Origin of the sequence: Litchfieldella anticariensis FP35 = DSM 16096 (genome assembly GCF_000409775.1) — a bacterium.
Taxonomy (GTDB): Bacteria; Pseudomonadota; Gammaproteobacteria; order Pseudomonadales; family Halomonadaceae; genus Litchfieldella; species Litchfieldella anticariensis.
This window is the reverse complement of the sequence record NZ_KE332388.1, coordinates 450,926-468,574: the sequence shown is the minus strand read 5'-3', so window position 1 is coordinate 468,574 and position 17,649 is coordinate 450,926. Positions and strand designations below refer to the sequence as shown.

16 protein-coding genes and 1 pseudogene are annotated in these 17,649 nt (G+C 53.1%); 5 read left to right on the top strand and 12 right to left on the bottom strand.

Features of this window, described 5'->3' with window-relative positions; translation table 11 throughout:
* The first annotated feature begins 175 nt into the window (after nucleotides 1-175).
* Together L861_RS09130 and L861_RS09120 are read left to right on the top strand one after the other, a co-directional pair.
* Nucleotides 176-1,471, top strand: coding sequence for a phospholipase effector Tle1 domain-containing protein (locus tag L861_RS09130; RefSeq protein ID WP_016416782.1), 1,296 nt, complete (start codon nucleotides 176-178; stop codon nucleotides 1,469-1,471).
* Between the two features lie 947 nt (nucleotides 1,472-2,418).
* Nucleotides 2,419-3,299: pseudogene (locus L861_RS09120) on the top strand (IS30 family transposase).
* 227 nt (nucleotides 3,300-3,526) lie between these two features.
* Here the strand turns inward: L861_RS09120 and L861_RS09115 are convergent.
* From L861_RS09115 to L861_RS09095, 5 genes are read right to left on the bottom strand one after another with little or no spacing between them, the layout of a single operon-like run.
* On the bottom strand, nucleotides 3,527-5,071 hold the full coding sequence (locus L861_RS09115; RefSeq protein WP_016416780.1) for an FAD/NAD(P)-binding protein: 1,545 nt from the start codon (nucleotides 5,069-5,071) through the stop codon (nucleotides 3,527-3,529).
* 15 nt (nucleotides 5,072-5,086) lie between these two features.
* Complete coding sequence (locus L861_RS09110; protein WP_016416779.1) at nucleotides 5,087-6,568, bottom strand: CoA-transferase; 1,482 nt, start codon at nucleotides 6,566-6,568, stop codon at nucleotides 5,087-5,089.
* The gene (locus L861_RS09105) at nucleotides 6,565-6,975 is read right to left on the bottom strand and encodes a cupin domain-containing protein (protein ID WP_016416778.1); all 411 of its coding nucleotides are present in this window, start codon (nucleotides 6,973-6,975) and stop codon (nucleotides 6,565-6,567) included. The genes L861_RS09110 and L861_RS09105 overlap by 4 nt, the downstream gene beginning before the upstream one ends.
* Before the next feature lie 42 nt (nucleotides 6,976-7,017).
* Complete coding sequence (locus L861_RS09100; RefSeq protein WP_016416777.1) at nucleotides 7,018-7,455, bottom strand: tautomerase family protein; 438 nt, start codon at nucleotides 7,453-7,455, stop codon at nucleotides 7,018-7,020.
* 10 nt (nucleotides 7,456-7,465) lie between these two features.
* On the bottom strand, nucleotides 7,466-7,897 hold the full coding sequence (locus tag L861_RS09095; RefSeq protein WP_442915664.1) for an HPP family protein: 432 nt from the start codon (nucleotides 7,895-7,897) through the stop codon (nucleotides 7,466-7,468).
* A 184-nt stretch (nucleotides 7,898-8,081) separates the two neighbouring features.
* On the opposite strand from L861_RS09095, the gene L861_RS09090 reads away from it, so the two are divergent.
* Nucleotides 8,082-8,654, top strand: a complete 573-nt coding sequence (locus L861_RS09090) for a TetR/AcrR family transcriptional regulator (RefSeq protein ID WP_016416775.1) — start codon at nucleotides 8,082-8,084, stop codon at nucleotides 8,652-8,654.
* 622 nt (nucleotides 8,655-9,276) lie between these two features.
* Here the strand turns inward: L861_RS09090 and L861_RS09085 are convergent.
* The 3 genes from L861_RS09085 to L861_RS24095 form a co-directional block, all read right to left on the bottom strand.
* Nucleotides 9,277-11,166 carry a DUF3413 domain-containing protein gene (locus L861_RS09085; RefSeq protein WP_016416774.1) on the bottom strand — a complete coding sequence of 630 codons (1,890 nt, stop codon included), beginning with the start codon at nucleotides 11,164-11,166 and terminating at the stop codon, nucleotides 9,277-9,279.
* Between the two features lie 294 nt (nucleotides 11,167-11,460).
* Complete coding sequence (locus tag L861_RS09080) at nucleotides 11,461-11,853, bottom strand: hypothetical protein (protein WP_016416773.1); 393 nt, start codon at nucleotides 11,851-11,853, stop codon at nucleotides 11,461-11,463.
* Entirely contained in the window at nucleotides 11,850-12,056 is a 207-nt protein-coding gene (locus tag L861_RS24095) for a MerR family transcriptional regulator (protein ID WP_021029150.1), read from the bottom strand. The genes L861_RS09080 and L861_RS24095 overlap by 4 nt, the downstream gene beginning before the upstream one ends.
* Nucleotides 12,057-12,167: 111 nt before the next feature.
* Here L861_RS24095 and L861_RS09075 point away from each other — a divergent pair, with 111 nt between their 5' ends.
* On the top strand, nucleotides 12,168-12,470 hold the full coding sequence (locus L861_RS09075; RefSeq protein WP_016416771.1) for a helix-turn-helix transcriptional regulator: 303 nt from the start codon (nucleotides 12,168-12,170) through the stop codon (nucleotides 12,468-12,470).
* 45 nt (nucleotides 12,471-12,515) lie between these two features.
* Here L861_RS09075 and L861_RS09070 read toward each other — a convergent pair whose 3' ends face one another.
* Together L861_RS09070 and L861_RS09065 are read right to left on the bottom strand one after the other, a co-directional pair.
* Nucleotides 12,516-13,064, bottom strand: a complete 549-nt coding sequence (locus L861_RS09070; protein WP_016416770.1) for a thioredoxin family protein — start codon at nucleotides 13,062-13,064, stop codon at nucleotides 12,516-12,518.
* A 43-nt stretch (nucleotides 13,065-13,107) separates the two neighbouring features.
* On the bottom strand, nucleotides 13,108-13,974 hold the full coding sequence (locus L861_RS09065; protein WP_016416769.1) for a dienelactone hydrolase family protein: 867 nt from the start codon (nucleotides 13,972-13,974) through the stop codon (nucleotides 13,108-13,110).
* Nucleotides 13,975-14,172: 198 nt separating this feature from the next.
* On the opposite strand from L861_RS09065, the gene L861_RS09060 reads away from it, so the two are divergent.
* Complete coding sequence (locus L861_RS09060) at nucleotides 14,173-15,117, top strand: 5'-nucleotidase (RefSeq protein WP_016416768.1); 945 nt, start codon at nucleotides 14,173-14,175, stop codon at nucleotides 15,115-15,117.
* A gap of 69 nt (nucleotides 15,118-15,186) precedes the next feature.
* Here L861_RS09060 and L861_RS09055 read toward each other — a convergent pair whose 3' ends face one another.
* Both L861_RS09055 and L861_RS09050 read right to left on the bottom strand, forming a co-directional pair.
* Entirely contained in the window at nucleotides 15,187-16,848 is a 1,662-nt protein-coding gene (locus L861_RS09055; RefSeq protein ID WP_016416767.1) for an FMN-binding glutamate synthase family protein, read from the bottom strand.
* 58 nt (nucleotides 16,849-16,906) lie between these two features.
* On the bottom strand, nucleotides 16,907-17,635 hold the full coding sequence (locus L861_RS09050) for a murein L,D-transpeptidase catalytic domain family protein (RefSeq protein WP_016416766.1): 729 nt from the start codon (nucleotides 17,633-17,635) through the stop codon (nucleotides 16,907-16,909).
* Between the last annotated feature and the right edge of the window lie 14 nt (nucleotides 17,636-17,649).

The window sequence follows — 17,649 nt, the reverse complement described above, 5'->3', positions numbered from 1 at the left end:
TCGCTTAGATTGAGGCAGGCTGTACGTATTTCCAAATGTATTGAAGCGGAAGATAACGAAAATGGGATGGAACGTGAAAGGGAAGCGGTGGCTAGTTGCACTGCTGGTTTGCATATGCGTAGACGCTTGGGCGGAAGATTTGCGAGTGCCGCTGTCACCGCAGGATCGCGTGTGGATGGATCAGACGTCTATGCTCGAGGTTCCTTGGACGCCGAGGCTGACCCAGTCGATCGATGGCCGTGGAGTGATCCTAGGCGTGGTGCTGTTCGATGGTACGCGCAATGACCGCTTAAATGTCCCAAGCAATGAGCGCCAAACGGTTGTAGCGCATCTCAACGAGAGGCTGAAGGGCAACGCTTCGATCGAATTCTTACGCTACTATCGAGGCGTTGGCACACAGCAACAATCTTTCATGGCTCTAGTAGACGCTGCTACGGGTTATACGCTTAAGGACACGGCCGAGAATGCGGCCGATGAGGTCATTGCGGCTATCGATGAAGTGCTTTTGCATACGCCGGATACAGATATTCGTTTGTTAGTTTCAGGGTTCTCGAGAGGCGGTGCGGCGGCTCGGCACTTTATGAACGTGCTGGAGCAACGCTGGCGTTTTCAAGGCCGCTCAGGCTCTCCTCCACGGTTTTACGCGCTGATCTTCGATACGGTTGCCACCGGGCAGAGAGAAAACTTGTCGCTACAAGTCCCGGTTTCGGCGGACTTGTTTTATCACTTTGTGTCAATTGATGAGCGACGCGTTTTGTTCAAGCCTATTATTGATATTCCGCAGAATAGAGTGTCCGGTCGTATCGTCACCATCCTATTGCCTGGTGCACACTCGGACGTTGGGACTTCCTATATCAGCGGTGTTGGCTCGGAGTATCTGGCCAAAATTGATGCATTGCTATCAGGTATGGGCCTGCTGTCGCAACAGTGCTTCAGTGTGGATGGCGATGCACGTGCACAAGGAAAGCATGATTCACGTTGGATGTTAGAGCGATTACTAGGTGTCGGCGCTCCCGATACTAAAGACGAGCCTAGATCCAGAACAGCATTCTCTCTGCCTGCATCTCCTCTCCCTAACGACTTCTGGGCGAATTGGAATTCACGAATGCTATCTTTGGAATTCAATGAAGGGTTCTCGATTCCACTCTGCACTCAGAGAAACGAGTTAAGGCCGCCAGAGTTCGAAGTTACCCGTGTGAAGGGAGGTTTCGAGGTGGTTTCATTGCCGGCAATATACCAGCCGAGCGCAAGAATTCTCATTGAAGACGACCGCTATTTCCTAGCATATACTTTTGACGGAAACACGATCAGCAAAGTGGAGGTCGCTGCATACGTACTCGACGGTATAACCGAGGATCATAGTGCAAAGCTGAGCTTGTCTATAGTGGAGGATGGGGACGGTGAAAACCATCATTACTGGTGGTTTCTGGATGATGAGCGGGAGCAGAGGATAGACGATACGTATAGATAAACGGCAAATGGTTGATGATTGCCTGTAGAACTTTTTTAATCGATGAATGAACAAATTGCCCATTAAAAACTGCCTTATATTAGAAGAAATTTTAAATCCAAGCTGCAGTCAAATGTCTGTTTCTGGTAGGATCAAAAACGTGGCGCTGCGAATCTTCTGAAGTAAAAATCTGATAACGAGGTCGAGTTGGCAACTATATTTTGGCTCGATTTTGACTTCCCCACTTTAGTGGACACGCATTGCTTACCGTTGTGGAGATGAACGATACCGGCAATGAATGCGAGAAGAAGACCCAAAAGTATTCGACTGAATTCAAGGTCAACGTAGTCCAGTGGAGCCATCAATCCCACCGAAGTGTCAAAGCCGGCGCTGAACCGCTTTATTATCGAATTCGGTGACCGCTTGGACGGTCACCTGTAATGGGGTGGGCAGTTACACAGATTTATTTACAGGCTCTCTGGTACTGGTTTAAAAATCGCCGCAATATCGTAGCTTCGCTTTTCGATCAGTGGCTTGTCCTATCTTGGGCCATTCTGGCAGCTGCATTTGGTATTTGGGCCGACAACAAGTATTATGGCGGAAATGTTTCTATCGGAGATGCCGCAGTCTGGTTGTTCTTGGCTGTCTATTCACTCCGACCAATTAGCCGCATATCTCACCAGCTTGCCTCCAGAACTTATAAAGCCCTCGCAGAGCTTGAGGGCAGCAGAGTCGTGTTTGATCACTTCTGGTGACAAGAAGCGCATCAGCAAGCTAGAGGCAGAGAACAGGCAACAAGGCAAGGCGTTCCTGCGTTCATCAATTTGGAACGTCGTCCTAAACCTTTTAGCTGCAATTATTTATGGCTATCTCTTTGTTTCGGCATACCCCTAACGAGGCTGTAGAAAAACCCCTTGACCGCAGAAACTGAGTGCAACACCTGACCAATCCGGTAAGGTGTTGCCTCCATGGCCTACTCAGAACTCAGCATCGAAGAACGCGCCACGATCCAGGTCAGCCATGCCCAAGGCATGAGCATGCGACAAATCGCTCGCCTGTTGGAACGTGCCCCTCCACCATCAGTCGCGAGCTACGACGCAACCAACAGCCTGATGGCCACTACTGTGTCCAGCATGCCCAACACCTTCGGCACGAACGACGGGCGTCCTGTTGCCCCAGACGCAAGTTGCTCCCCGGTGGCGAACGCTTCGCGCTGGTCCTGTACCTGTTATGTCAGCGCTTGTCTCCCGAGCAGATCGCCGGCAAGCTCAGACATATGACGATACCCAGCCTCCTAGACTCCTACGTCTGTCGTGAAACGATCTACGATGCCATCTATGCGCTGCCCGTTGGTGAGCTGCGCAAGGAGCTGATCCATTGCCTGCGACAGGGCAAGTCAACGCGCAAGTCGCGCCGCGGGCAAGTGGATCGGCGCGGCCAGATTCCCGAGATGGTTAGCATTCATCTCCGTCCCCCCGAGGTCGGAAACGCGAGATGCCCGGTCACTGGGAGGGCGACTTGATCAAGGGAAAAGCCAATGCCTCGGCGGTCGGCACCAGGGCCGAGAGATGGCCAAGCATGCGGAGATCACCCAGCACACGGGCGTTACCATCTACTTCTGTGATCCCCACAGCCCGTGGCAACGTGGCAGCAACGAGAACATCAACGGCCTGATTCGCCAGTTCTCCCGAAAGGCACCGACTTGTCGGTCCATAGCCAGGAGGAGCTCGATGCCATTGCCCTCGAACTCAATATGCGTCCTCTCAAACGTTTCGACTTCAAGTGCCCCATTGAAATGATGGAAGAGCTGATGGCGAAGTGTCACGAAGGGCCATCATCAATCCAATGACTGTGTTGCACTCAGAGCCTGCGTCCGCCCAGCCTAAACGAGAGAAACTAAATTCTCTCTAAAGAGATTAAAGTGGTTTCTCAGCAGGCAGGTTTAGCAGCCCCATAGGATGGTGCGTATATGCACCTATAGCCTTTGGAGATACTAAACCTAGTTGTAACTCCTTAACTTTCGAGTGCTGAAACTATGGCGCAAGCTCTAAAGACACGATAAATGTTAATTTCCAATTAGCGTGTACCATCAGCCCGATAAGGAATATATTCACTTTTATGGCTGTCTTCATAAAAAGACGCGGCAGCTCGTTGCGCATGGCGACATATAATGTCAAGCGCACTTGTGAAGAAGAACTTACCACTTGTTACCTCACCAACTGCAAACAACCCATTTTCAGGTTTGCCATCTTCCCGGATAACCCGGTAGGTATCTTCAGCCACTTCCAGCCCCCCGTGGGGGTGCGATGAGATAAGCCCTTGCTCTTCAAGGTTAGTCATGAGCGTTGAATTGGACTTAGACAAGCGCTTTGGGCTTCCCGTTGCCAGAACAGCGAAGTCAAACACATCTTCGGCTGACATTTCATTAATAACCATGGGCAACCCATTCTCGTTTTTTTCAACACGAACCGGTCCCGACTTGAATTCGAGAGCGCCATCATCAAAATACTTCTTTATTTTAATGGCATTTTCACGAGGGATTGAAACACGATAAGAGAGAAACATGCTTAGATATCTTTCTCGGAATATTTCCCTCTCCTCATCCCTGATCAGGCCCCACAGATCATCAATTATTGCATTAGTTGCGTATAATACTGCCTGCCAGCCTCTGGGACCTTCAGCCAGAGTAATCTCGTCTGAAAGGAAGGCTCCAAAGTCCTTTATCGGAGTTGGTAAAGCCAAAGGTTCTTGCGGGTCATCTGGATGATCTCTGAAATAGAACTCAAGATCGTCTTTCACCATATCCACAATTTCTTTCAGGGACAAAGATGACTTTTTAGACTTGATGTTTTTGATATTTTCTGGAGTCAAGTTTCTTGGACTGAACCGGCCTTGTGTGCCACGCACAGAAGGAAAGTACCCGCTGCGGGAATACATGACAATCTTACCGAGATGACCAGCTTCCTTTAAAGCAATTATGGTATCAATGGCGCTCAGACGAGATCCAATTACTGCGATATTCTTATTCTTTCCTAGCCAGCTTGTAAGCTTAGAAACTGGATAAGGATTGCTAATAACTCCAGATGACATCTTGGGGGTATCCTGGCGAGCATTTTCTAGCGTTCCGCACATCAGGAAGACATAGTCAGCATAGATACTAATGCTGCATGCAGTTTCCACCGAATACCCTTCTCGGTGTTTTTTTACGTCCATTACCTCGGCATTTACAGGGACGACTTTCACCCCCATTTTGACCGCGTTGCTAACGGTTTGAGAAAAGGCTGACTGTAAATACTGACCAAACAATGGCCGAGGGGCATATGTGTCATAACTTGCATCAAAATTTGGATATTTCCACTGCCAATGTTCGGGATGGTTGTGCAGCCAGTCGTAAAAATCACCTTTGCGCTCGGGGAATATAGTGATAAAGCCTGTTTTAGTATTTAATAGGTTGCTCCCTAAGTCGTCATAATATGCAGCACCTGGCCCAAAAGTAGGGTTTTTCTCCACCACATATATAGTGTACCCACTTCCCTGTTTTCCCTTTAATTCTTTCATAAATCCATCAAGAAAGGCGATAGAAGCAGCACCCCCTCCCACAATACAAATCACTTTTTCCATTTCTCGCTCCCTGCGTTAACAATTAATTTTGCTTAGTTCGTGGTCGACTTCGAAATAGGCATCTGTTAGTTCTCTAACATCCTCGGGTTCCATGCCTTCAGCTACTTCTGTAAGCACCAAAGTGTCGGATCTAACTACGAAGACAGCCCGATCAGTTATTATTTTTATTTTAGAAGCTTTAGAATAAGAGGGATCGAAGGTTATTTGGTCTAAATTCTTAACGATCTTTGCCATGCCCCTCGTTTCTTCCCCTAGAGGGCCTTTCGCCACTAGTGCACCGCAGAAAATAAGCTCCTTAGCGGATGAGGTGATATTAATGAAGCCACCCGCTCCTGGTCGACGATCATGAAACTTGCTGACATTAACTCTTCCTTTTTCATCTATCTGGGCGAACCCCAAAAATGCTTTATCAATCCCCCCACCATCATAAAATGTGAACAATTGCGACTGGTCCACAATAGCGTCAGGATTGACTGAAGCTCCAAACGAGTCACCGAAAAGCGGGCTGCCACCGATGACACCGGATTCGACACTTAAGGTGTACGAAGCCCGCTGTTCCTCAGACATGGACTGTCCCACTTCGGCAGGGATCCCGATCCCGAAATTTATGACTTTTTTCTGGTATGGACCCACAGGGAGCTCCGCCAAGGCTCTACTAACTATACGCTGTCTTATTTCATCGGGTTCAGCATAGTTCTTAACCCCCCTATCCGGACAAGTATCATGCCCATATGTGAACGGGTGATCCAGCCCTTTTGAATTGACTACTGCGTCAACAAGATGACCAGGAATGTCAACTTCAGTGGCGGAGAGCTGGTCATGCTGGACACACTTTACCTGGATGAGCACGATTCCGCCTGAGTTACGTGCTGCTTGTGCCTGGGAAAGTGCATCCATTTTTGAGGCCTCACCTCTCAAGGATACATTCCCAAAGCGGTCTGCAACTGTCCCTCTCATCAGTACCGCATCAATTTTCTTAGAGGGATAAAATAGGTATTCCTCCCCTTTTATAAGCACCACCTCTACAAGACTTTTTGTACTCTCTGGCTTAAAGACCCCACCTTCAAATCTTGGATCTACAAAAGTATTGAGGCCGACTTTGCTAATGACACCCGGGCCACCTTCAGCAATCACACTGAACAACTTGCTTACTACCCCTTGCGGCCAATTATGGGCCTCAATCCCACCTAATTCTCCCATACCGCCAAGCTTAGGACATAGGTTCCAGTAGCCGCCTATAGCACGTATTACTAATCCAGGGTGAGCAAGTCGATCTAAGCCGCCCCCTCTCTTATCACCAGCACCAGAGGCGAAAAGGAGTGTCAGATCTTTGGGCTCCCCGCTATCAAGGAATCTTTTCTCAAGGGCTCTCGTAAATAAGTCGGGATGTCCGCAGCTTCCGAACCCTCCGGGGGCTATGGTTGCCCCCGAGGGTATCATGCTTATTGCCTGGGACGGTGTCAGGATTTTCATAATCAGCGTTCCGTCATAGGTCATGTGAGCTGTTTTACTGGAATATCCCGCATCGCTAAAATCACACAACCACTGTTCGAACGCATACTATGCGTTGTCCCAGGTGCTCGAATGATCAGACTACCAGGAGAGTGGACTTCTCCATTTTCTATATACTCTCCCTGAAGAACTAAAACCATCTTATACCCGCGATGAAGATGCAGCGGCACAAATGCACCCGGAAGATACTTGATTAATGCTGCATCTGAACCGACAGGGTCTTCATTCTTATTGTTGAAGAGAACATGGATAAGGACGTTGTTCCTAAGCCCTGGCTCCATTTCTTCGAACTCTACGTCGGGTATATCCACTTTACCCATGACTAGACGCAGTAACTTGTCGTTAGCTTCCGGATTATCGGGAAACTTTTCTACAGCTTTCAGCGCATCCATGAGATAAATCCTTTTAGTATCCCTGCAAATTTGGAGGAGCCATTAGCTCGCCCACTTCTTTCTTCCGTATTGGGTCAACCCGTTATACCCCCAAAACTCTTGGGGTATCTGCTGGACAGAGATGTAATTCGGCGAAGAACCTTCTCCAAGAATTTGCTTCATGGTCTCAAAGACCTCTCGGACCCATGTGCTTACCTCTTCCTGGGAGTTGGTGCCCTCTGTAACTTTGATTTCAACCTCAAAGATTGGGCTGGCTGAAGGTGATAACTCACTTCCTGATACAAACCATGCGTTTGAAGATCCCTCTTCAACCTTTACAACAACGAGCTCTCGGTCTTTCTTTAACACCCTTACCGTGCTTTCAGTCAAGCGCTCGACAATCTTCCCGATTGCTGCTTCTTTTTCAATTTCTTGAAAGCCGACGTCTTTTTCAATATCTTGAAATCCAAGATCGCTTATCGAAACTTTGATAATTGGCATGTTATTCCTCTCAAACCCAATATTGTGGCCACTGCTTAGCTTGGCCAATGTTGTTGATCACAAGGGCAATGGCGACAAGGACCACTGACCCTGCTAATACAGGAGTTGCAAGAAAGCTCCAGTCGTGAACGCCCGCGGTCAGCACGACCAAGGGATTAGCTCCAGCAGGAGGGTGAACAGCCCGGAAGAACTGCATCAATGCGATGGCAACACCGACACCAACGGCCATTTGCCATATACCGGAACCAAAGACATTCATCATCACCAGCCCCACTGTGGCGGCAATGAGGTGTCCCCCAATGACATTCCGTGGCTGTGCTAGCGGTGCTCCCGGTGCGGCGAACAGGAGCACACACGTTGCCCCAAAAGGCGCCATAAGGAGGGGCACGCCTGCCAACTGGGTAAGCAATGCGGCGGCGCCAATGCCTGCGACTCCCCCCATTAGGCCTGTTAGTATCTGGAGCGCATCAGGGCGGGCTGGAGCCCCCCCCGTACCTTTGAATTTGTGAAGCATTTATGAACCTCTGTGCTATAGTGGACAGACGAGTCTGTACAGTAGGTGACATTAGACTTGTCTGCAACGCCAATTATGGCTATTGGATTTTAAACTATGATAGGATTTACTTATGAGTAAGCGCGACGACATCCTGTATACAGCTCTCCGGCTGTTCAACGAGAACGGCTACCACGCTGTGGGAGTCGACAGAATTCGTGACGAGGCTCAAGTCTCAAAAATGACGCTGTACAAATATTTTGCCAACAAGGACAAACTCGTCGAGGAGGTCCTTAAATTGCGTCATCGTATGTTTAAAGAGTCTCTCGAAGGTGCAATATCAAAAGCCACAACTCCCCTTGAAAAGCTTCGCGCGCTCCTCAATTGGCACATCCACTGGTTCTTCTCGAAGAATTTTCATGGATGCATGTTCATAAAGGCTACGGGGGAGTTTCATGATACAAGAGACTTCTTGGCTGTTTCCCGGGAGCATAAGAATTGGATAACTGGTCTACTAACCACCATTCTTAAGGATGCGAATGTTCCTCAGCCTGAATCCTGCGCACAGCTATTTGAGATCACTATTGATGGCATGATCGTGAACGCATCGATCTTCCATTCTTTTGAAAACATCCAAGTTGCATGGGACAAGCTTTGTGAAGCTGTGAACCTTCCTCGACTTCCTCTGGATGAACCTACCATCTAGTTTTTTGTGGAGAAAGGATGTTGCTAGCCCTCCCACGACTGGCCTTACGTCCGGCACAAGGATTGCAGCCGCTTACCGCTCGAATGCTGAGAGCAAGTTGACTAGGGCACTCTGGTGGGGCTACCAACCTCACTGCGCTACAGGCAAGGCGCCTGAGCCGATCAATGTCATGGTGTGGGGGGGGGGGGACAACCTCACGATATTTCTGCGACGCATTCGCTCGGCACCGTTGCCTGATGCGGCTGTTGAGCAACCTCATTTCATAACACGACGTGATAGAGGGGTATTGTGGTTTGCTGGTATCTGGTCCGAACGGCCAGATAGCATGCGCGATCCTCACTGAGTCAGCACGCAGCGCTGTCGACGCCGCACCTCTAAAACGGACAACCTTCAGTGGCGTTGACACTATTTCACCGCGCTGCCGGACGCCGTGAAAGACACCTTGAAGCCTACCTCGAGATCCACCGGAAACTGACCGGCTCTGCCGCACAAGGAGCCATGAACGCCCCATTGCATTCTGCAAACTTCACTCAGGTCAGTCGTGGAAGACGCGCAACACCAGGGGAAACACCCCCCGTATCCGGCCATTGGTGTTCTCATTGCCTTCGCGCTGGATAGAACGTTACCTGTTTTTGTTATAAAACCTTGATAAGGCTTCGTGGGAGTCTTTAAGCGTGCTTTCTGAAAGAAATCTTGACTCGGAAGGGCCTAAGAATTTGTCCACAACCTCATACTGCCCAGTAGGGTAAGTGACGACTAATTGCTTTTTGGTGACAATGGCATAATTCGTGTAGCTGCCAGCAATCATCCATTCCTTGTTATCCGGTATAAATAGATTGCTTCCAATGGAGTAGGCGCTCGCTGGGGTCCGTGGACATCCCAGTGCGGATTGCATTAGCGTTGGTGGTATATCGGCATGGGAAGTACGCTGCGTAATCCTGGCAGGTGGTTTGCCAGGCCAGTATAAGACCATTGGCACTTTTAATTGAGCATCGCTGTAATTGCTGCCGTGCCCCCAATAGTTTTTGCCATTGTCGTTAAATTCCTCGCCGTGGTCGGAGGTCAGTATGACGATGGTGTTGTTGAGTAACTTACGTTGCTTGAGATCGTTCAGTACTCGGCCAATGAGTTGGTCGACATAGCGAGTCGCGGTCTTGTAACGATTGAAGTAGGGGGTGGGATCGAATTCTTGGTCCAGTGCCAGGTGGTTGATGGTTTCCCAGTAGGGTTCGATTCTGGGAAAGTCCGGCGGCACGCTGTATCCATGGACAGACATGTAAAACAGGAAACCGAAGAACGGTTTGGCATCGGCCCCACGCTGAGCGGTAAAATTCAGCCAGTCGTTAGTGATAAGCTGGTCTCGTTGCCAGGCTTCCTCTCCGGGGGGAGTGAGGCGAATTCCGTCGATACTGGCAAAAGCGGTACGGTGGAGTGCAGGACTGATCAGCGTGCCGGCGGAAAGAATCTTGGTTTCGTAGTTAAGTTCTTGCAGCCGCGCGATCCATGCTGGAGGCGTTTGTGTCGTCTCGAAGATATCCCAATAAGTAGGGGGAAGCCCATAAAACAGACTGAAGCCGCCCGCCTTGGTTGAATTTCCCCCACTGTAATGGTCGGTGAATATTTGGCTTGTCTCATCGGCAAATTCTGAGACGTTCGGCATCCAGCGTGGATCGAGCATGTCGGCTCGCAATGTATCCACGGCAATCATCAACACATTGGGGCGGGTTTGAGGTGGCTGACACGCCAAAGGCCGGGTAGGGTAGTTGAGTCCGTCACCGGTACGAAAACTCGTTAACTCGCGAACCTGGTTCTCCTTGCGTGAAGCTTGTGCTCTTACCCATCCTTGACCATGCAAAAACCGATTCGCCGTTGCCGGGTAATACAACGGCACATGCCGGGTCAGTGATGTGATGCGGGTATCGTAGGTGGCATCGGCCCATGCATGCCAGCTGTGGGCGGCCAGTTGTGTCGAGAAAAATGCAACGAATGCAGCCCCCAGCCAACGGACCCTGGGGCGCTTACGCGTTAGGCCGATGGCGATGGTGGCTTCTACCAATGACAGCGTGAATAGGGTTATCGCAGCTGTCAGCCAGATCTGCCATGAAAATTGAAAGGTATGATCTCCGGCTTTGACGAATGCTTCGAACATGAACCCTGATAAGTGGTACCGATACAAGCTATAGAACAGTGTGTCGGTAATCAGTAGAGCCTGAGCCAGAGTGACAACGATAATACTGACAAGGATCAACCAGCGTCGTGGCATTATCAGTGCCAGAGCCAGCAGAAATAGCCCGGGCACCCATGTCAACAAGGTAAACTGAGCGATATAGACCAACCCCACGTATAAGCCGGTCGTGGCGTCGGGAACGGGCATCCAGTTCAAAAAGCGAATAGCGATTAGCCAGGCGACAGGCACATTGGCAAATACGAACCACGCGGTCCATCCCAGGCGTCGCTTTGTCGTGTCGGGTTCTGTCGCTCTGAACCAAGACAATAGGTTGACGACTCTCACGATAGATCCTTCGCTAGGCGGGGATTCAGGGCCGAACTAGCGAGTGCTTAGACATTACGAACTATCGAATTTCCGTTCGGCCCTACGCCGATGATGAGAGTATTGGTAGCGTCCTTCATACGGTGTCTCCCTTTGTCAACCGACACCACTAAGATGCTTGATATAACTCGATGTTCCCGATGAGTGCCGATCGACACTCCGGGAATCTGGAGTAATGCTCATGTGCCTCAGCCACCCTCACTAGCGGCCTGCAATGCCTGATCCAGGTCGGTGATCAGGTCATCGATGGAGGATTCAATAGCGCCCCATCCGCGAAGAGGGTGTTGGGCTGGAAAGGGTGGCCCGTTCAACCGTCTGGTGGGGTGCGACGGGGCAGGGGGTGACGGCGTCACGGGCCATAAACTGGGTGTTATTAGACGTGGTGTTGGTGGTGTTTCGCTCGGCGTAAGCGCGATGCACCAAGCTGATGGCTTCTTCCATAGAGGGGATGTCGACGGCGAATATGCTACGCCTGCCGGGTACCGCGGAGCGTTCCAGGGGAACACCGCAAGGGGCATCCGCCACATCAGCGAAATAGATGAGATAAGGGCCTTCCAGGCTTTGGAAGATATAGCCGGCGTTTCGGCCATCTATCCGGAAAAGGGTGATGGGGCCGAATGTATCGGCTTTGGGGTGGAAGGTGATCATGCCAGCTCCTCCCCATTGAGGCATTCCGTGGTTAGGAGCGCTACATTCACCATGCGACGACGACCGACCTTGTACAGGGGGAGATTGCCTTGCTGGAGTTGGCCCCGAATGGTATCGGGAGAGAGACCGGTCAATTCGGAGAACCGCTCGATGGTCATGATTGGCACACAAGCGGGGGCTTGAGGCGCTTGACTCGTTTCCATGTCGTACCTGCTCACTGTGGCATGTGGTAGGCTAATCCCTATCTCATTATGCGGCCATGTGGTCTTATTAAACCATAATGGTCTTTATTAACTATAGGTGAATTAAGCTATATGTCAAGTGACCTTGGCAAAAAAGTGCGCGCGATACGCGAAGCGGAGGGCATGGGACGCCACGTGTTCTGTAACGTGACCGGCATCACGAAGCAGACGCTGATCAATATCGAGCAGGGGAGAAACGCCCCTTCCGGTAAGCTGTTGGCCCAGGTGACCCAGGCATTTCCTCAGTACACCATGTGGTTGATGAATGGCCAGGTGATAGAGGAAGTTGGGCAAATAAGCCCGGAGATGGAGATAGCAAAAGTCGCTGAAAGCAGCGGAAAAGGCTACCACATCTCCGAGCAAGCGGAAGAATAGCGCTGAACGTACGAAGGACGTTCGTCCTTCAGTGGGTGGCGGCCCTCATTTCCACTTGATGTTGCAGCCCATCGATGGCATCTGGTCGGCATCCGGTGTTTGGCCGGCCAGTACCGCATCCGCGGCGGCTCGCAAGTCCTTGCCTGTTACCGGTGTCTCCTTGCTTGGGCGGCTGTCGTCGAACTGGCCTCGATAGACCAGTCGATGGTTCCGGTCGTAGAGGAAAAAGTCCGGCGTACAGGCAGCCTGGAAGGCACGCGCCACGTCCTGGGTTTCGTCCACCAGATAGGGGAAGGGATAATCGCGTGCCTGGGCTTCCTCGATCATGTGCTCAGGGCGATCGTCCGGTTGTGCCTGGAAGTCATTGCTGTTGATGGCCACCACTGCCAGGCCCCGTTCCCCATATTCCCGAGCGAACTCGGCGAAAGCATCGGCAACGTGTTTCACGAAGGGGCAGTGGTTGCAGATGAAGGCCACCAGCAAGGGCGTGTCGCGGAACTGTTCGCTGTCGACTTCCACTCCATGTGGGTCGGGTAGGCGAAATGCCGGCAAGGGGCTGCCCAGTTCCGTCATGTTCGAAGGCGTCAGTGACATGGTACGAAGCCTCCTGTCGTTGGTGTTGAGGTAAGGCCATCAATTATTGGTTGAGGGCTCTGTCCAGCAATAGCAGCGCTGCCTGCCAGGAAGAGGCATCGGCCGCGGCGTTGTAGCCAATCGGCAAGTCGAATTCCTCGGCCAGCGCATCGGCGCCAGGGTTCGTGAAGCCGTGAAGGGCCTGGGGATAATTGATGACATCGACATCGGCACCTTGTGCCTCGAGCGTGCGGGCCATGGCCGTCAGGTCTTCCCGTTTGACGAGCGAGTCCGCGCCGCCATTGTGGATCTGCACCGCACCACTGAACTCCCCGGGTGTGGAGACAGCTTGTGTGGGACCTCCGTGGAAGCTGATGGCGGCCTCGATCGGCATGCCGGACAATGCCATGTTCATGACGACGCTACCGCCAAAGCAGTAGCCGATGGCGGCCATGCCGGTATCAGCCACGGCAGGGTGTTCGCGTAACTGGGTCATGGCCGCTTCGAGCCTGGCGCGTGCGGCTGGCCAGTCCTGCATGACTTGCGAAGAAAATTCACCCGCTTTATCGGGATGTGTGGCTACCTGGCCACCGCCATACATATCCACGGCCAAGGCCACGAAGCCCAAAGCGGCGAGTTGGTCGGCGCGTGCACGAGCATAGTCATCGAGCCCCCACCATTCGTGTACCACCAATACCGCCGGCCGTGGTTCCTCATCGTTGGCGTTGCGTGCCAGGTATCCTTGATAGGTTTCCCCCCCGGTCGAATACTCGAAGATCTCGCTTTCGACGCGCGGCCCCCAGGCCATGGCGAATTCCGGCTCGGGTTTGGGTTCTGCTTCGGGCGTTGTCGGTAGGTTGCCCTCTTGGGCCATTGCCGAGCCTGCCATCAACCCTGATATCAGGCACAAGAACGTAAATAGTGTGCGCATGTGAGATTCTCCTTGCTCATTCTTCTTTGCCAGGCCCCGGACGAAGACAGCGTAAGCTTGCCGCCCTTTACTAACATAGCTTCCGTCGTAGGTCCGCGTATACCGCCATTGCCTGACGCTTTCGTATGCTTGCTTCTCTGCTGGCTCTGGGTCATGGTCCTGATGGACTACCCCGCTTTCTCATGACCGGAAACGACAATGCCATACGATCTCAGCGAGCGCCTGGTAATCGGGCTGGCTTCCAGCGCCCTTTTCGATCTTGCCGAATCCGACCAGGTTTTCCGTGAGCAAGGCGAGGCGATTTACCGTACCTACCAGCGTGATAATGAAGACGTGCCGCTGGAGGTGGGTGTTGCGTTCCCGTTCATCAAGCGGCTGTTGTCATTGAATGATCTCAGTCCCGATAACCCACCTATCGAGGTCATGTTGCTGTCACGCAATGACCCGGAAACGGGGCTGCGTGTCATGAAGTCGATCGAACATCATGGCTTGGGGATCACCCGCGCGATTTTCCTCCAGGGGCGCTATCCACACCGCTTCATCCCGGCATTGAATATTAGCCTTTTCCTATCGGCCAATAAACAGGATGTCGACCAGGCAATTCTGGCGGGGCATCCCGCGGGTCAAGTGTTGTCATCCGGTGATTTCGATCTGACGGACGAGGAGGAATTGCGGATCGCGTTCGATTTCGACGGTGTGTTGGTCACCGATGAATCGGAGACCATCTACCAGCAACAGGGTATCGAGGCCTTTCGCGAGTATGAGCGCACCAATGCTCAGGTGCCTGCTGAATCAGGCCTATTGGCCGATTTCTTGCGCAAGCTGGCGCGTATCCAGGCGTTGGAGAAACGATGTGAAGAGCAGACACATGGGCGTTATCATCCCAAGGTTCGGGTTTCCATTGTCACTGCCCGCAATGCTCCCGCTCACGAACGTGTCATTCACACCATGCGCAGTTGGGGGGTGACGGTCAACGAAGCCTATTTCCTGGGCGGTGTGGCCAAGGAGCATGTATTGGGTATCATCAAACCGCATATTTTCTTTGACGATCAGGCCTCACACCTCTCGGCCACTAGTGACATCCTGCCTTCCGTACACGTGCCATTCGGGCAATTGAACCAAGGGACGAAAACGCAAGTATGAGTCAGGTGTCTTGCTCCCCTCGCATTCATTTATCTATCCACCATGGCACTTAGCCCAAGGGGGCAGAGGCTAAAGTAACTTGCTGGTACGCCTTGCTGTGACCGCTGCGAGTGGCTGGAAGCTGTCGGCGCTGGCCTCTTGCCAGTAATGGCGGAACACTTCATGGTCGGGCGGGCCATTGAGCAGTTCGCCGGGTGCCAGATAAGGAAATAGCACGTCAAAGGAGCGGATCTCATTGCGCGACACGCGGCGCAGGATATGCTCCGGCCCCAGTTCAGAAGTGTCTCGGAGGCCGGCGGCGGCCAGCATTTCGGCGAGTGCTTTCAGGGTATTGTCGTGGAAATGGTGGACACGTTGGCTCTTGTCGGAAACGTCGAGATTGGCTCCGCGCCGCTTATCCTGAGTGGCCACGCCGCTGGGGCAGCGGTCGGTGTGGCAGGTGCGTGCCTGGATGCAGCCCAGCGCGAACATGTAGCCGCGGGCGGCATTGCACCAATCGGCGCCCAGGGCGAGGGTGCGGGCGATGTCGAAGGCCGAGATGATCTTGCCGGCGGCGCCGACCCGGATGCGTTCGCGTAAGTTGGCGCCCACCAGGGCGTTGTGCACTAGCAGCAGGGCTTCCGTCAGTGGCATCCCCAAGCGGTTGACGAATTCAAGCGGTGCGGCGCCTGTGCCACCTTCGCCACCGTCGACCACCACGAAGTCGGGGTGTTCGCCTGATGCCAACATGGCCTTGACCAGCGCAAACCATTCCCAGGGGTGGCCAATGGCCAGCTTGATGCCCACCGGCTTACCACCGGACAGCTTGCGCAGTCGAGCGATGAAGGCCATTAGCTCCAAGGGCGTGGAGAAGGCCGAATGCGCTGCCGGCGATACCACGTCCTGTCTTTCCGGTACGCCGCGTGTCGTGGCGATCTCCGCCGTCACCTTGACCCCGGGCAGGATGCCGCCATGACCGGGTTTGGCGCCTTGCGAGAGTTTGATCTCGATCATTTTGACCTGATCGAGGGTCGCCTTTTCGGCGAAGCGCTCCTCGCAGAAACTACCATCAGGCGTGCGGCACCCGAAATAGCCCGAACCAATTTCCCATACCAGGTCGCCCCCCTGAAGGTGGTGGGGGGAAATCGCCCCTTCACCGGTGTCGTGGTAGAAGCCGCCAAGGCGGGCGCCTTTGTTCAGTGCCTGGATGGCATTCGCCGACAGCGAGCCGAAGCTCATGGCCGAGATGTTGAATACGCTGGCCGAGTAGGGCTTGGCGCAGTGTTCGCCGATGGTGATGCGAAAGTCATGGCCAGTAACGGGCACGGGTGACAGGGAATGGTTGATCCATTCATAGCCTTCGGCATACAGGTCGTGTAACGAGCCAAACGGCACTTTGTCGGCCACCTGCTTGGCGCGCTGGTAGACCAGTGCGCGTTGCTCCCGCGAGAAGGGGCGTTGTTCGGTATCGGTCTGGATGAAGTACTGGCGAATCTCAGGGCCGATCGATTCCAGCCCGTAGCGGAAGTGTGCCAGGATCGGGTAATTGCGGCTTACCGTACGCCGGCGGTTGAACAGGTCGTAGGTGCCGAGGGCAGCAAACAGGGCAAAGACCAGTGCCAGCCAGCCCCAGATGGGATGGAAGCGGCTCGCCCACCAACACACCAACAGGCCAAGCCAACTGGCCAGGTAGGCGGTATAGCGCAGTGGCACGCGCGGCAGATGTCGATTCAGGGCAGGAAGGTTGGGCATCGAGCCACCTCGGTGTCTAGCGCCGCTTGGTCAGGCGCCGGCAGTTTTCGGGCATGGTCTAGTTCGAGGCCTGCATCGCCAGGGAATATCCTCGCGCGTCGATACTGTTGGCCAGGTTGGTGCTCTGACCGCAGGCAAGGTACGCCGAGGCTTCTAGCCACTGTTGGTCGGGGTAGTAGGCGAACAGGTACTGGTCTTCCTTGATGCTGTCGATCAATGGCTTGGCGACCTCCTGACGTACGGCGGGGCAGCCGTGGCTGCGGCCCAGGCGGCCATACTTGTCGATGAAAGATTCGCTGACGTAGTCGGCACCATGGATCACGATGGCTCGCTGGTAGGCGAGGTCATTGATGCCGGGTTCCAGCCCCTCCAGGCGCAGGGAATAGCCGTTGCTGCCGTAATAGCTGTTCAGGGTACGAAACAGCCCCAAGCTCGACTGGTGACTGTCGGGCGTATTGGAGAACCACAATGCCTGCTCGTCGCCGGTTCCGCGCCCGTGCGACACCAGCTCTTCATATAACAGCCGCTCCTGGACCAGGTCGAAGACCCACAAGCGTGGTTCATTGGCGCTGAGCGAGAAATCGATCACCGCCAAGCGCTCGGCGTTGGGTTGGGCACAATTCAACGCATTGGCGGCCAGGCGCAGCACCTGGGCATCGGCATTGGGGGCCAAGCGTTGCAGGGTGTCGGCCAGAGGGGTGGCAATGACAGGGAACGCAAGAGAGAACAACCCGAGGAAAGAAAAGGCACGGATGCATTTGCTCAGCGCAAGCAGGCGTGTCGTCATTGGGGATGAGGTCC